We start from the raw sequence: 15016 nt of genomic DNA, 5'->3' as shown, positions 1-15016 counted from the left end.
GCCGCCCCTGGATGCCACGGTCAAGCCGTGGCATGACAATTCAGGCTAACGCAAATGCGTTTGACCCTTACGCCACCTGCACCAGCGGACCAGCCCATTCGCTGACGACATCGGACAGGGCCGGGCGCGGGCGGTCCTCCATCGGCTCGGACGGGGTGCCGAGATAGATGAAGCCCAGGATCTTGTCGGTCGCCGGGTTGTGGCCCAGCAGTTCGACCACCTGCCGGTGATAGGCCGGCCAGCCGGTGATCCAGCTGCCGCAGAAGCCCTGGGCGTGGGCCGCCATCAGGATGTTCTGGCACAGCGCGCCGCCGGACAGGATCTGCTCCAGCTCCGGGATCTTGGCGCTGGGCGCCGGCTTGTGGGTGACCACCAGCAGCAGCGGCGCCAGGGCCGGCTTCTGGCGCATCGCCTCGATCAGCGCCTCGGTGGCGTCGGCATTCTCGCGGGCGAAGATCCCGGCCATCACCTCGCCGAGCCGGCGCTGCCCGTCCTTGCGCAGGACCTGGATGCGCCACGGCGCCAGCTTGCCGTGATCCGGCACCCGGGTGCCGGCGCGCAGGATCCGCTCCAGCGCCGCCGCATCCGGTCCCGGCTCGACCATGTTCCGGGCCGGCACCGAGCGGCGCTGCAGCAGAAGATCGATCGCTTCCATGTTCGTCTCCGATGCCCGTCCCGCCGGGACGCCACTTAAGAATCACTCTCAAAGCGAGAGATAGGAGCGCCGGCGTCAAAAGTCCAGGTCGCGATAATGCGCCGGCGCCGGGATGCCGGGAACGTGGTCCTCCAGCAGCGGCCGGAAGCTGGGCCGGGATTTTATGCGCGAATACCATTGCCGCGCCTCCGGATGGCTGTCCCACGGCACGTCGCCGAGATAGTCGACCACCGAGAGATGGGCGGCGGCGGCGATGTCGGCCAGGCTGAACTCGTCCCCCGCCAGCCAGCGCCGCGATTCGGCGAGGTAGGAGATGTATTCGAGGTGGTAGTGCACATGCTGCCGCCCGGCGCGGATCGCGTCCGAGCTGGGCGCCAGGCCGGTGCGCTTGACCCGCTTCATGAACTTCTCGCCGACCAGGTTCTCGGTCACCTCGCGGCCGAACTTCTGGTCGAACCAGACCAGCAGGCGCCGGGTCTCGGCCCGCCCCAGCGGGCCCTCGCCGAGCAGCGGCACCTCCGGGTGCATCTCCTCCATGTACTCGACGATGACCCAGACATCGGTCAGCGTGGTGCCGTCCGGCTCGATCAGCAGCGGCACTTCGCCGGTCGGGTTGATGGCGAGGAATTCGGGCCGCTGCTCCCACACCCGCTCGACCTTCAGGTCGCAATGCAGGTCCTTTTCGGCCAGCAGCAGCCGGACGATGCGGGATTGGGCGGAAAGCCAGATGTGATAGAGGGTTCGCATGACGCGCGGACTCTACCCGAAGCCGCCGCGCTTCGGTAAGGGCCGCGTTGCGGCACGACACCACATGCCACCCCCGCGCCACGGTCGGGAACCATCCGCCGGTCCGCACCTTCCGTCTTGTCCCGATGCTCGTCGGGCCGGAGGGTCAGGCCGCGACCGGCAGGCGGAAGGCGGCGGCGAGGCCGCGCAGCGCGCCGCTGAGCCGGGCGTCGGACAGGCGCGAATGCAGCATGACGTCGGAGGCGGCCAGCACCGGCAGGCCGAGGCGCGGCCCGACATCGACCGTGCCCGGCGGCGCGGTGCGGCGCGCCAGCGGCGACACGCCGAGCCCGGCCATGGTCGCCGCCGCCACCGCCGCGCTGCCGCCGCCGATGAAGGCTTCCGCGCAGGCGATGCCGGCGGTGTCGAGCACGCGCAGGGCGATCGCCCGCATGCCGCAGCGCGCCGCCTGGGTCACCAGCGGCAGCGGGTCGCCGGGCCGGTGGTGCCAGCCGGTCGCGGCGTACCAGCCGAAATCGTCGCGGAACAGCACCTCGCCGTCGCGGCGGCCGGTGTCGCGGCGGACGATCACGGCATCCAGCGACCCGCCGTCGAACTCGTCGAGCAGCTCATGCGACAGGCCCAGCCGGACCTCCAGCGCCAGCCCCGGCCCCTGCCCCGCCACCCGGGCCAGCAGGCCCGGCAGCTCCGGCCCCGCGACATGGTCGCTGATGCCCAGCACCAGGCGTCGCGGTCGTGCCGACACCGCGGCGATGGCGTCGTCCTGCGCCGCCAGCAGGCCGCGGGCCCGGGGCAGGAAGGCCTCGCCCTCCACCGTCAGCCGCACCAGCCGCGGCGTGCGCTCGAACAGCCTGGCGCCCAGCCGGTCCTCCAGCCGCTTCAGCCGCAGGCTGATGCCGGACTGGGTGGCGCCCACCGTGTCGGCGGCGCGGGTGAAGCTGCCGAGATCAGCCACCAGCACGAAGGCCCGGACCGCGTCGAGATCGAGGGAGCGCATGGCCTGTCCATTTCAGATCATCATCTCTGATATATGTAATGAGTTCATTCTGAAATGATCAAGCTCGCGCTACATCTTCCCCACGAGGCGCGCCGATGCGCCTCATCCCCTTCAGGAGAGCACCATGCCCCTCGTCCGGATCTCGCTGCGCAAGGGCAAGCCCGCCAGCCATCTCAAGGCCATCCGCGACGGCGTCTACCAGGCCATGCGCGAGAGCTTCAACGTGCCGGAGAACGACCGCTTCGTGCTGGTGCACGAGCATGAGGAGACCGGCTTCGACTACGACCCGTCCTATCTCGATATCGCCCGCACCGACGACCTGGTGTTCGTCCAGATCACCGCCAACAACACCCGCACGGTCGAGCAGAAGCAGGCGCTGTACCGCAGCATCGCCGACCACTTGGCCGCGAGCCCGGGCCTGCGCCACGAGGACGTGTTCATCAACCTGGTCGAGGTGGCGAAGGAGAACTGGTCCTTCGGCAACGGCATCGCCCAGTACGTGTGACACAAGCGGTCGCGGAGGCCGCCCTCGCCACAATCCTGCGTCCTTTCGAATGATAGGATGCCGGCTGGGCGATGTGCGGGGGATCATGGCAGGGAGAGGTTCGACGCGGCGGCGCGTCCTGGTGACGGGCGCGACGGCGCTGGGGGCTGCGGCCCTCGGCGGCGTCGGCGGTGCCTGGCTGCAGCGCCTGGCCGATGCCGCCCGGCTGCCGCCCGAGGCGTCGCCGCGGGCCTTGCTCGACGATGCCAGCGGTCTGAACCCGACGCCGGTGCGCGGCCTGGCCTTCGCCGATGCCTCGCCGGAGGTGACGGCGGATCGGCTGGCGCCGTTGCTGGGCCGGATCGCCGCCGGGCAGGAACCCTCTCTCGCCGTGTCCGGCGCCCGCCATTCGATGGGCGGGCAGAGCCTGCTGCGCGACGGCTGGGTGCTGGACGCGCTGCCGCTGAACGGCATGACGCTCGACCCCGCCGCCGGGCTGATGCGGGTGGGCGGCGGCGCGCTGTGGCGCGACATCATCCCGGCGCTCAACGCCCAGGGCTTCGCCCCCACCGTGATGCAGTCGAACAACGACTTCACCATCGGCGGCACGCTGAGCGTCAACGCCCATGGCTGGCACGCCAACAGCCCACCGGTCGCGAGCACGGTGCGCCGCCTGATGCTGCTGACCGCCGACGGCCAGGTGGTGACCTGCAGCCCGGAGGAGAATGCCGAGCTGTTCGGCCTGGCGCTGGGCGGCTATGGCCTGTTCGGGGTGATCCTGGAGGCCGAGATCGCGGTGCGGCCGAACGTGATCTACGCGCCGGATTTCGCGGTGATGCCGACCCGTGACTACCCCGCCGCCTTCGCCGCCCGGGTCTATGCCCCGGGGTCGCCGGTCGAGATGGCCTATGGCCGGCTGTCGGTCGACCCCGACCGGCTGTTCGAGGAAGCGGTGCTGGGTTGCTACACGCCGGTGCCGGAGACGCGCGGCACGGTGATGCCCCTGCCCGCTTTGGCCCATGGCGGGCTGCAGCGGCTGGTGTTCCGCAACGCCGCCGCCGGCGACACCGGCAAGGCGCTGCGCTGGTGGCTGGAGCGCGAGGCCGGGCCCTGGCTGGCCGGCGCGGTCAGCCGCAACAGCCTGCTGAACGAGCCGGCCGCGGTCTTCGCCAACCGCGAGGCCGGGTCGACCGACATCCTGCACGAGTATTTCGTGCCCCAGGCGCGGCTGGGGGATTTCGCCGAAGCCGCCCGGCCGATCATCCGGCGCGAGGAAGGCAACCTGCTGAACGTCACGGTGCGCGACATCAGGCGCGACACGCGCAGCGCCCTGGCCTATGCCCGCGAGGACATGTTCGGGCTGGTGATGCTGTTCGTGCAGGAGACCTCCGCCGCCGGGGAGGAGCGGATGCAGCGCATGACCCGGGCGCTGGTCGACGCCGCGATCGAGGCCGGCGGCAGCCACTACCTGCCCTACCGCCTGCACGCGACCGGCGACCAGCTGCGCCGCGCCTATCCCGCCTGGGACGGGGTGATCGAGGCCCAGCGCCGCCACGACCCGAAGGGCGTGTTCCGCAACGGGCTGTTCCGGCGCTACGCGGAGGCGTGAGGAAAGGGTTGATTTTCAGGGAAGTGACGTCAAAGAACGCCGCTTTCCGTTGTCATGCCACGGCTTGACCGTGGCATCCAGGGGCGGCCGGAACCGTTCTTGGTGGCCCCTGGATTGCCCGGTCAAGCCGGGCAATGACAACGAAAAAGGAGGTTGGGTTCGCCGACAGCGAACCCAACCTACGGACCGCTATTCGGCCGGGATGCGCAGCGCCTCTTCTTCCGTGCGGATCGGGTGCTCCAGCCGGTGCACCATCTCCTTCGGCACCACCTGCCAGAACTTCTCCCGCTCGATCGGCCAGTCGTGCAGGATCTGGGCCGCCCAGGCGCTCTGGGTCTCGCGCGCATGTTCGGCGATCAGCGACCGCACCTGGTCGTCATAGTGCCTGGTCTCGATCCGCTGCCAGATCACGCTTTCCGGGTTGGTGCGGCGGGCGAAGCTGCCCTCGGCGTCGTAGACGAAGGCCATGCCCCCGGTCATGCCGGCCGCGAAGTTGTCGCCGACCGACCCCAGGATCACCGCGGTGCCGCCGGTCATGTATTCGCAGCCGTTCGAGCCGCAGCCTTCGACCACCACGGTGGCGCCGGAGTTGCGCACCGCGAACCGCTCACCCGCCTGGCCGGCGGCGAACAGCTTGCCGGCCGTGGCCCCGTACAGCACGGTGTTGCCGATGATGGTGTTCTCGTTGGTCTTCAGCGCCGAGGCGGCGAAGGGCCGGACCACGATGGTGCCGCCCGACAGGCCCTTGCCGACATAGTCGTTGGCGTCGCCGAACACCTCCAGCTTCAGCCCCTGGACCGCCCAGGCGCCGAGCGACTGGCCGGCATTGCCGCGCAGCCGCACCGTGACATGGCCCGGCTGCAGCCCGGTCATCCCGAACTTGCGGGTGATCATCGACGACATCCGCGTGCCCACCGCGCGGTGGGTGTTGCGGATCGAATAGGTCAGCTGGGTCTTCTCGCCGACCTCGAACAGCGCCTTGGCGTCGACGATCATCTGGGCGTCGAGCGTGTCCGGCACCGGGTTGCGGCCTTCGAGCGTGCAGTACATCGCATGCTCGCCCGGGTCGGCCTTGGCCAGCAGCGGGTTGAGGTCGAGGTCGTCGAGATGGGCGGCGCCGCGGCTGACCTGGCGCAGCAGCTCGGTGTGGCCGACGATCTCGTTCAGCGAGCGGTAGCCGAGCTGGGCCAGGATCTCGCGCACCTCCTCGGCGATGAAGCTGAACAGGTTCACCACCTTCTCCGGCGAGCCGGCGAACTTGGCCCGCAGCTCCGGGTCCTGGGTGCAGACGCCGACCGGGCAGGTGTTGGAGTGGCACTGCCGCACCATGATGCAGCCCATGGCGATCAGGCTGGCGGTGCCGATGCCGAACTCCTCGGCGCCGAGGATCGCGGCGATCACCACGTCGCGCCCGGTCTTGATGCCGCCGTCGGTGCGCAGCCGGATGCGGTGGCGCAGCCGGTTCAAGGTCAGCACCTGGTGCACCTCGGACAGCCCCATCTCCCAGGGCACGCCGGCGAATTTCAGCGAGGTCTGGGGTGACGCGCCGGTGCCGCCGACATGGCCGGAGATCAGGATGATGTCGGCGTTTGCCTTGGCGACGCCGGCGGCGATGGTGCCGATGCCGGTGCGGCTGACCAGCTTGACCGTGACCTTGGCGTCCGGGTTGATCTGCTTGAGGTCGTAGATCAGCTGGGCCAGGTCTTCGATCGAGTAGATGTCGTGGTGCGGCGGCGGGCTGATCAGCATCACGCCGGGGGTGGCGTGGCGCAGCTTGGCGATCTCGACCGTCACCTTGAAGCCGGGCAGCTGCCCGCCTTCGCCGGGCTTGGCGCCCTGGGCGACCTTGATCTCCAGCTCGCGGGCCTGGTTGAGGTATTCCGCGGTGACGCCGAAGCGGCCGGAGGCGACCTGCTTGATCGCGGAGTTCCAGTTGTCGCCGTTGCGGTCCGGGCGGAACCGGGCCGGGTCCTCGCCGCCCTCGCCCGAATCCGACTTGGCGCCGATCCGGTTCATGGCGACGTTCAGCGTGCCATGCGCCTCCGGGCTCAGCGCGCCCAGCGACATACCGGGGGTGACGAAGCGCTTGCGGATCTCGGTGATGCTCTCGACCTCGTCGATCGAGACCGCCTCGCGGCCCGGCACGAAGTCGAGCAGGTCGCGCAGCGCCACCGGCGCCTGGCGCCGCACCAGGTCGGAGTACTTGCGGTACAGGGAATAGCTGTCGGTGGTCACCGCATGCTGCAGCATGTGGATCAGCTGGCCTTCCCAGGCGTGCCGCTCCTGCCCCTGGCGGAAGCGGTAGAAGCCGCCGACCGGCAGGGTGACGACGCTGCGGCTCCACGCCGCCTCGTGCATCTCGATCGCCTTCATCTGCAGCCCGGCCATGCCGATGCCGGAGATGCGGCTGGGCATGCCGGGGAAGTATTCGGCCACCAGCGAGCGCGACAGGCCGACCGCCTCGAAATTGCAGCCGCCGCGATAGGACGAGATGATCGAGATGCCCATCTTGGACATGATCTTGAGCAGCCCGTCATCCACCGCCTGGCGGTAGCGCTTCATGCAGGCGTCGAGGCTGAGCTCGCCGAACAGGCCGCGGCGCTGCCGGTCGGCGATTGCCTCCTGCGCCAGATAGGCGTTCACCGTGGTGGCGCCGACGCCGATCAGCACCGCGAAATGGTGCACGTCGACGCATTCCATCGACCGCACGTTCAGCGAGGTGAAGGTGCGCAGCGACTGGCGGATCAGGTGGGTGTGGACCGCACCCGTGGTCAGGATCATCTGCATCGCCACCCGCTCGGCCCCGACATGCTGGTCGGTCAGCACGATGTGGGTGGCGCCGCCGCGCACGGCGTCCTCGGCCTCGCGGCAGACCCGGCGCAGCGCGTCGCGCAGCGCCTGCTCGCCGTCGCGCGGGTCGAAGGTGCAGTCGATCTCGGCCGCGGTGGTGCCCATATAGGCGCGCATCGCGTCGTATTCGGCGTTGGTCAGCACCGGGCTGTCGAGCTGCAGCAGGTCGCACTGGCTGGCATCCTCGTCGAGGATGTTGCCCAGATTGCCCAGCCGGGTGCGCAGGCTCATCACCCGACGCTCACGCAAGCTGTCGATCGGCGGGTTGGTGACCTGGCTGAAATTCTGCCGGAAGAAGTGGTGCAGCGGCCGGTTGATGTCGGACAGGATGGCGATCGGCGCGTCGTCGCCCATCGACCCGATGGCCTCCTTCGCCTCCTCCACCATCGGATGCAGGATCAGCTCGAGATCCTCCATGGTGATATTCATGGCGACCTGGCGCCGGCGCAGCTCCTCGCGGGTCATCGCCGCACCGGGGTCCTCGCCGCCGGCCCGGATCAGCCCGTCGATCACCTTGATCCGCTTGGTCCATTCCTGGAACGGCTGGCGGCCGGCCAGCACGTCCTTGATCTCGCGGTCGCGGTACAGCCGGCCTTCCTCGAGGTCGACCGCCAGCATCTGGCCGGGGCCCAGCCGCCCCTTCTCGATGATCCGGTTCTCGTCGAGCCGGACCATCCCGGCCTCGGACCCCGCGATCAGCAGCCCGTCGCTGGTGATGGTGTAGCGCATCGGCCGCAGGCCGTTGCGGTCCATGCCGCCCATCACCCAGCGGCCGTCATACATCGCCAGCGCGGCCGGCCCGTCCCAGGCCTCCATCACCGCATTGGTGTAGCTGACGAAGGCGCGGTGGGTGTTGGGGATGTCGGCGTCAGCCGGCGTCGCCTCCGGCACCAGCATGGCCTTGACCATCGGCGCGTTGCGGCCGGCGCGGACCAGCACCTCGAACACGGCGTCGAGGGCCGCGGAATCCGAGCTGCCGCCCTGGATCACCGGCTTGATGTCCTCGATGGCGTCGCCGAACACCGGGCTGGCCATGCGCGTTTCATGCGCACGCATCCAGTTGCTGTTGCCCTTCAGCGTGTTGATCTCGCCGTTGTGGGCCAGCATGCGGAAGGGCTGGGCCAGGCGCCAGGTCGGGAAGGTGTTGGTCGAATAGCGCTGGTGGTAGACCGCGAAGTTGGAGACGAAGCGCTCGTCCAGCAGGTCCGGATAGAAGGCGGTCAGCTGCGCCGCCAGGAACATGCCCTTGTAGATGATCGAGCGGCAGGACAGCGAGCACAGGTAGAAATCGGCGATGCCCGCGGCCTGCGCCGCCTTCTCGATCCGGCGGCGGATGACGTAGAGGTCGCGCTCGAACTGCTCCTCCGGCACGCCCTTGGGGTTGGCGATCATGATCTGCTCGATCTCGGGGCGGGCGGCATTCGCCTTCTCGCCGATGATCGCCACGTCGATCGGCACCTGCCGCCAACCGTAGATGTAGTAGCCGAAGTTGAGGATCTCGCCCTCGACCAGGCAGCGGCACTTCTCCTGCGCCTCCAGGTCGGTGCGCGGCAGGAAGGCCTGGCCGACCGCGATCAGGCCGGGCTGCGGCCGGTGGCCGACGCGCTCGACATGCTCGTGGAAGAACTGCTGCGGGATCTGGACATGGATGCCGGCGCCGTCGCCGGTCTTGCCGTCGGCGTCGACCGCGCCGCGGTGCCACACCGCCTTCAGCGCGTCGATGCCGGCCTGCACCACCTCGCGCCGCGGCTTGCCGTCGATCGCAGCGATGAAGCCGACGCCGCAGGCGTCGTGCTCGTCCGCCGGGTCGTAGGCATGGGATTCGATCAGCCGGGCGACATTGGCGTCGTATTCCGCGACGAAGCGCTGGCCGGCATCTTGCACGCCAAGGATCTGCTTGAACTGGCTCATGGCTGGCTCCTTCCGGCTCGCGCTATTCCGCCGCAACCGCCAGCGCGGCGGCCTTGGCGACGAGGAAGCTGTCGATGGCGGCGGCGGCGTCGCGACCGTCGCGGATGGCCCAGACGACGAGGCTGGCGCCGCGGACGATGTCGCCGGCGGCGAAGATGCCTTCGACCGCGGTCATCATGGTGCGGTGGTCGACCTTGACCGTGCCCCACTTGGTCACCGGCAGGCCCGGCGCGTCGAACAGGGTCGGCAGGTCCTCGGGGTCGAAGCCCAGCGCCTTGATCACCAGGTCGGCCTCGATGGTGTGGGCCGAGCCCTCGATCACCACCGGGCTCTGCCGGCCCGTGGCGTCGGCGACGCCGAGATGGATCGAATGGGCGCGCACGCCGGTGACGGCATCGTCGCCCAGGAAGCCCTCGGGGGCCGCCTGCCAGACGAACTCCACGCCCTCTTCCTCGGCGTTCTGCACCTCGCGCTGGCTGCCCGGCATGTTGGCGCGGTTGCGGCGGTACAGGCACTTCACCGAGACGGCGCCCTGGCGCACCGCGGTGCGGACGCAGTCCATCGCCGTGTCGCCGCCGCCGATCACCACCACCCGCTTGCCCGCGGCGTTGAGGGTGCCGTCGGTGAATTCCGGCACGTCGTCGCCCAGGCCGGTGCGGTTCGAGGCGGTGAGGTAGTCGAGCGCCGCGACGATGCCCTTGAGGCCGGAGCCCGGGGCCTGCAGGTCACGCGCCTTGTAGACGCCGGTGGCGACCAGCACGGCGTCGTGGCGCGACCGCAGCTCCTGCAGCGTGGCGTCGCGGCCGATCTCGAAGTTCAGGTGCAGCTGGATGCCGGCATCGGCCAGCCACTGCGCCCGGCGCGCCACGATCTCCTTCTCCAGCTTGAAGCTGGGGATGCCGTAGATCAGCAGGCCGCCGACCCGGTCGTAGCGGTCGTAGAGATGGACCTGATAGCCCAGCCGGCGCAGCTGCTCCGCCGCGGCGATGCCGCCCGGGCCGGCGCCGATGATGCCGACCGACTGGTCGCGCTCGCGCAGCGGCGTCGGCGGCTTGACCCAGCCTTCGGCCCAGGCGGTGTCGGTGATGTACTTCTCGATCGAGCCGATGGTGACGGCGCCGTGGCCGGACTGCTCGATCACGCAGTTGCCCTCGCACAGCCGGTCCTGCGGGCAGATGCGGCCGCAGATCTCGGGCATCGAGTTGGTGGCCGAGGAGACCTCGTAGGCCTCCTCCAGCCGCCCCTCGGCGGTCAGCTTCAGCCAGTCCGGGATGTTGTTCTGCAGCGGGCAGTGGATCTGGCAGAACGGGACGCCGCATTGCGAGCAGCGCGACGACTGCTCCTCGGCCTTCTGCCTGACATAGGGCCCGTAGACCTCGAGCCAGTCCTGCCGGCGGATCTCGGCAGTTCGCTTCGCCGGCATCTCGCCGGAAGTCTTCACGAACTGCAGCATCTTCGTCGCCATGGGCGGCCCTCACCAAATCGGAGTCGAAACACGCCCCGGGGCGCGGGGCACACGACATTTAAGGTTTTGAAAAGCCCATGGCGAGCAGTTTTTCGCGATTAGGTCATATTTGTTGACTAATTTCCCCGAGTTGCGAACTGATCTTAACTGGAGCGTCGAAACGGATCGATAATTTCAAGAAATTAGGTCCGATCCGGATCTACTGTGACGACCACCTGCACAAACCAGCGTCATTCCCGCGAAAGCGGGAATCTCTTTCCGGTCGAGCGGTCACGAGATCCCCGCTTTCGCGGGGATGACGAACGGGCTGCAGATGGCCGCACAAATCCGCTTGATCTTAACCAAGCTTGAGGTTCTAGAACCCCTGCTCCGTCACGATCAGCCAGGAGCCGACCATGTCCATTGCCGCCGACCACGACCACCCCGCCGCCGCAGCGGCGAAGCCGGCCGTGGGCATCAGCATCATCACGCCCAAGCCCGGCAGGTTCGACGAGTTCATGGCGTTGCAGCTGGCCCAGCTGTCGCGGCTGCGCGGCCAGGTCGAGGGGCTGCGCGGCACCCGGCTGTTCCGGTCGCAGGACAACCGCAGCGCCGTGCTGGTCAGCGTGTTCGAGACCGACGCGGACGCCGCGCGCTTCCGCGGCGATCCCCGCCTGACCGAGCATCTGGCCCGGGTGCAGCCGCTGATCGAGAGCGCCGTGCCGGGCGCCTTCGAGACCGCGTATGAGGTCGGCGTGATCTAGGCATCCGGGCGGCGGCATACGAAGAGGTAATTGGACTCGTCGGTCTTGTCCCCGTATTCGGCACGGCTGCGTCCCCGACACGGTCCGCCGTCCATGATGCTCGACCTGCCGCTGCCCATGGCCCGTCCGATCGGCGAGGCCCGCCGGATCCTGCTGCTGCTGGCCGCCCATGTCGCCGCCTGGACCGGCTTCTGCCTCTTGTACCTGGCGCCGTCCGACCTGCAGAACGACATGACCGAGGCCTTCTCCTGGGCGCAGGAGCTGCAGCTCGGCTACTACAAGCATCCGCCCTTCTACGCCTGGGTGGTGAAGGCCTGGTTCAGCGTGCTGCCCACCACCGACTGGGCCTTCTACCTGCTGGCCTCGACCAATGCGGCGATCGGCCTGGCCGCGGTGTGGGCGATCGCCGGGCGGTACCTGTCGGGCCCGGCCCGGCTGGCGGCGGTGCTGCTGCTGGAATTCCTGCCCTTCTATACGTTCCAGTCCTTCAACTTCAACGCCAACGCCGTGCTGCTGTCGCTGTGGCCGCTGACCGTGCTGGCGTTCCTGCGCAGCTTCGAGCGCCGCGACGTCCGCAGCGCCGTGGCGCTGGGCGCGGTGGCGGCCGCGGCGATGCTGTCGAAATACTACAGCGGCATCATCCTGGCCTGCTGCCTGGCGGCGGCGCTGGCCCATCCCGACCGCCGGCGCTACTTCGCCGGCTTCGCCCCCTATCTGGCCCTGGCGGTGCTGGCCGCCGGCCTGGCGCCGCATGTGCTGTGGCATCTGGGCGTCGCCATCGGCCCGGTCGACTACATGGCCAGCAAGGGCAGCACCCGCGCGGCCCTGATCCTGGCCAAGGCCGGGCTGTTCGTGGTCGGCTGCATCGCCCTGCACGCTCTGTTCGGCGCCGTCCTGGCCTGGCTGTGGTCGCGCGGCGGGGCCGCCTCGGCCGAGGAGAGGCCCGCCGCCCCCTCGGTCGGCGACCGCCGCATGCTCGCGGTCTTCGCCCTCGGCCCGTTCCTGGTCACCGTGCTGATCGCCCTGGTCTTCCAGGTGCGGATCAACACCCATTTCGCCATCCCGATCTTCGCCCTGTCGCCGCTAGCCGCGATCGTCTGGCTGCGCCTGGCGGTCGATGCGGCGACGCTGCGCCGGCTGGCCGTCCTGGCCGCCCTCTGGCTGCTGCTGCTGCTCGGGGTCGCGCCGGTCGCCGGCGCCTGGACCCTGCGCCACGATGTCGAGCTGGCGGCCGAGCCCCGGCGGGCGGTGGCCGAGCAGGTCACGGCGCTGTGGCGCGACCGGATCGGCCGGCCGCTGGGCGTGGTCGCCGGCACCGAGAGCTACGCGCTGGGCACCACCTTCTACAGCCCGGACCATCCCAGCGACTTCACCGCCTTCGCCGCCGCCTACGCCCCCTGGATCGATGCCGACCGGCTGCGCCGCGACGGCCTGGCCGTGATCTGCCTGACGGGCGACGGCTGGTGCCTGGACGAGGCGGCGAAGTATGATGGGCTGGAGATTTGGCGCACCCAGATCCGGGTGCACAAGACGCTGTTCGGCCTGGTCGGGCGGGATTTCGACTTCACCCTGGTCTTCGTCCGGCCGGGCCAGACCCTGCCCCTGGTCCCGGTCAAGCTACGCCCGTTCTGAGCCCCGCCCCGGGGGTGCGGCCGCCCGAGACTCGGTCTAGGGTGGCGGCACAACCGCGGGAGGAAACGCCATGCGCAAGACCCAGGACGCCCCGCACGGACGGGTGGACAGCTTCACGATCGACAGCCGGGCGCTGCGCGGCAACCTGCTGGGCGACCCCAGCGAGCGGCAGGTCGATCTCTACATCCCGGCCGGCCATGACGGGCGCGGCCTGCCGCTGCTGGTCGACCTGGTCGGCTTCACCGCCGGCGGGCCGGCCCACACCAACTGGAAGAACTTCGGCGAGAACGTGCCGGAGCGCGCCGACCGGCTGATCGCCGAGGGCAAACTGCCGCCGGTGGTGATCGCCTTCCCCGACTGCTTCACCCGGCTCGGCGGCAACCAGTACATCAACTCCACCGCCATGGGCCGGTGGGAGGACTTCCTGATCGACGAGATGCTGCCGGCGGTCGAATCCCGCCTGGGCTGCGGCGGGCAAGGCCGGCGCGGCGTGTTCGGCAAGAGCTCCGGCGGCTACGGCTCGATTATCCACGCCATGCGCCACGCCGATGTGTGGAGCGCCGCCGCCTGCCATTCCGGCGACATGGGGTTCGAGCTGGCCTATCTGATCGACATGCCCAACGTGCTGCGGGCGCTGGCCAAGCATGGCGGCTCGATCGAGCGCTTCATGGCGGCGTTCGAGGCCTCGGCCAAGCCCAATGATTCCGACATCCACATCCTGATGGACCTGGCGATGGCCGCCAGCTACGACCCTGACCCGTCGCAGCATCTCGGCATCCGCCTGCCGGTCGACCTCGAGACCGGCGAGCTGATCGCGGAGCGCTGGGCCAACTGGCTGAAATGGGACCCGGCGCTGATCGTCGACCAGCATGCCGACGGGCTGCGGTCGCTGAAGGCCCTGTACATCGACTGCGGCGACATCGACCAGTTCAACCTGGTCTACGGCGCCCGCCGCCTGCACCGCTCGCTGGAGCGGCTGGGCGTGGCGCACCGCTACGAGGAGTTCCCCGACAACCACTCATCGGTCGACTACCGCATGGATGAGAGCCTGCCGTTCCTCGGCGAGGCGCTGACCGGGGGCTAGCCGCCCCCGGCCGGGCACGGCTCAGAGGAACGAGCCCTGGCCGCTGGAGGCGCTGGTGCCGCCGTCGACGGGCAGGTCCACGCCGTTGACGAAGGCGGCATCGGCGCTGGCCAGGAAGGCGATGACGGCGGCGACCTCCTCCGGCTGCGCGCCCCGCCCCAGCGGGATGCGGGCCAGCATCCGGGCCAGCACCTCCGGATACTGCTCGAAGACGGGCTCGTTCATCTCGGTGAAGGTGACGCTGGGGCTGACCGCGTTGACCCGCACGCCACGGCCGCCGAACTCCAGCGCCAGGCTGCGGGTCAGGTTGGTGACCGCGCCCTTCGACGCGTTGTAGGCGCTGAGGCCGGGGTCGCCGCCGCTGCCGCAGACCGAGGACACGTTGACGATCGCCCCCCGGCTGTCGAGCAGGCTGGGCAGCACCGCCCGGGTCATGTTGAACACACCGTCGAGGTTGATCTCGATGGTGCGGTGCCAATGGGCGAAGGGCATGTCGAGGAAGCCGCTGACCGTCCCGGTGCCGGCATTGTTCACCAGCACGTCGATACGCCCGAACCGGGCGATGGCGTCCTCGACCAGCTGCCGCCCGTCCGACCCGATCGCGACGTCGCAGACCTGGATCAGGCTGCGCTCCTCGTCCAGCTCCTCCGCCACCGCGGCGAGCGTCTCCTCCGTCCGTCCGGCGAGGACGACGGAGGCGCCTTCGGCCCAGAACCGCCGCGCCGTCGCCGCCCCGATGCCGGAGCCGGCCCCGGTCACAATCACGACCTTGTCGTGGAATCGCTGCAGGCTCATGGCCATGCCGTCCTTGCGATGGGCCCCGGGGGGAGCGCGCCGCA

11 protein-coding genes are annotated in these 15016 nt (G+C 69.6%); 5 read left to right on the top strand and 6 right to left on the bottom strand.

What is annotated here, in order from left to right; genetic code table 11:
* Nucleotides 1–67: 67 nt before the first annotated feature.
* From E9232_RS10805 to E9232_RS10795, 3 genes are all read right to left on the bottom strand, one after another.
* Nucleotides 68–655 carry a nitroreductase family protein gene (locus tag E9232_RS10805; protein ID WP_309793938.1) on the bottom strand — a complete coding sequence of 196 codons (588 nt, stop codon included), beginning with the start codon at nucleotides 653–655 and terminating at the stop codon, nucleotides 68–70.
* Nucleotides 656–730: 75 nt separating this feature from the next.
* Complete coding sequence (locus E9232_RS10800) at nucleotides 731–1402, bottom strand: glutathione S-transferase family protein (protein WP_309793937.1); 672 nt, start codon at nucleotides 1400–1402, stop codon at nucleotides 731–733.
* Between the two features lie 145 nt (nucleotides 1403–1547).
* Complete coding sequence (locus tag E9232_RS10795) at nucleotides 1548–2399, bottom strand: LysR family transcriptional regulator (RefSeq protein WP_309793936.1); 852 nt, start codon at nucleotides 2397–2399, stop codon at nucleotides 1548–1550.
* A 124-nt stretch (nucleotides 2400–2523) separates the two neighbouring features.
* Here E9232_RS10795 and E9232_RS10790 point away from each other — a divergent pair, with 124 nt between their 5' ends.
* A complete protein-coding gene (locus E9232_RS10790; RefSeq protein WP_309793935.1) occupies nucleotides 2524–2904 on the top strand; it encodes a tautomerase family protein in 381 nt (126 codons plus the stop codon).
* Nucleotides 2905–3025: 121 nt separating this feature from the next.
* Nucleotides 3026–4492, top strand: coding sequence for an FAD-binding protein (locus tag E9232_RS10785; protein ID WP_309793934.1), 1467 nt, complete (start codon nucleotides 3026–3028; stop codon nucleotides 4490–4492).
* A 189-nt stretch (nucleotides 4493–4681) separates the two neighbouring features.
* On the opposite strand, the gene gltB is transcribed toward E9232_RS10785, so the two are convergent.
* Nucleotides 4682–9253, bottom strand: coding sequence for a glutamate synthase large subunit (gltB, locus tag E9232_RS10780; RefSeq protein ID WP_309793933.1), 4572 nt, complete (start codon nucleotides 9251–9253; stop codon nucleotides 4682–4684).
* 22 nt (nucleotides 9254–9275) lie between these two features.
* The gene (locus E9232_RS10775) at nucleotides 9276–10718 is read right to left on the bottom strand and encodes an NAD(P)-dependent oxidoreductase (RefSeq protein ID WP_309793932.1); all 1443 of its coding nucleotides are present in this window, start codon (nucleotides 10716–10718) and stop codon (nucleotides 9276–9278) included.
* Between the two features lie 395 nt (nucleotides 10719–11113).
* Here E9232_RS10775 and E9232_RS10770 point away from each other — a divergent pair, with 395 nt between their 5' ends.
* The 3 genes from E9232_RS10770 to E9232_RS10760 all read left to right on the top strand — a co-directional run bounded on the left by E9232_RS10770 (nucleotide 11114) and on the right by E9232_RS10760 (nucleotide 14177).
* Nucleotides 11114–11461 (top strand): putative quinol monooxygenase, encoded by a 348-nt coding sequence (locus E9232_RS10770; protein ID WP_309793931.1) that lies wholly within the window; start codon nucleotides 11114–11116, stop codon nucleotides 11459–11461.
* A gap of 93 nt (nucleotides 11462–11554) precedes the next feature.
* On the top strand, nucleotides 11555–13093 hold the full coding sequence (locus tag E9232_RS10765) for a glycosyltransferase family 39 protein (protein WP_309793930.1): 1539 nt from the start codon (nucleotides 11555–11557) through the stop codon (nucleotides 13091–13093).
* Nucleotides 13094–13163: 70 nt separating this feature from the next.
* Nucleotides 13164–14177, top strand: coding sequence for an alpha/beta hydrolase (locus tag E9232_RS10760; protein ID WP_309793929.1), 1014 nt, complete (start codon nucleotides 13164–13166; stop codon nucleotides 14175–14177).
* Nucleotides 14178–14198: 21 nt separating this feature from the next.
* Here E9232_RS10760 and budC read toward each other — a convergent pair whose 3' ends face one another.
* On the bottom strand, nucleotides 14199–14972 hold the full coding sequence (gene budC / locus E9232_RS10755; protein WP_309793928.1) for a meso-2,3-butanediol dehydrogenase: 774 nt from the start codon (nucleotides 14970–14972) through the stop codon (nucleotides 14199–14201).
* Nucleotides 14973–15016: the final 44 nt, after the last annotated feature.

The sequence above is a fragment of the Inquilinus ginsengisoli genome (genome assembly GCF_031453975.1).
Taxonomy (GTDB): domain Bacteria; phylum Pseudomonadota; class Alphaproteobacteria; order DSM-16000; family Inquilinaceae; genus Inquilinus; species Inquilinus ginsengisoli_A.
This window is presented reverse-complemented; position numbering and strand designations above follow the sequence as displayed.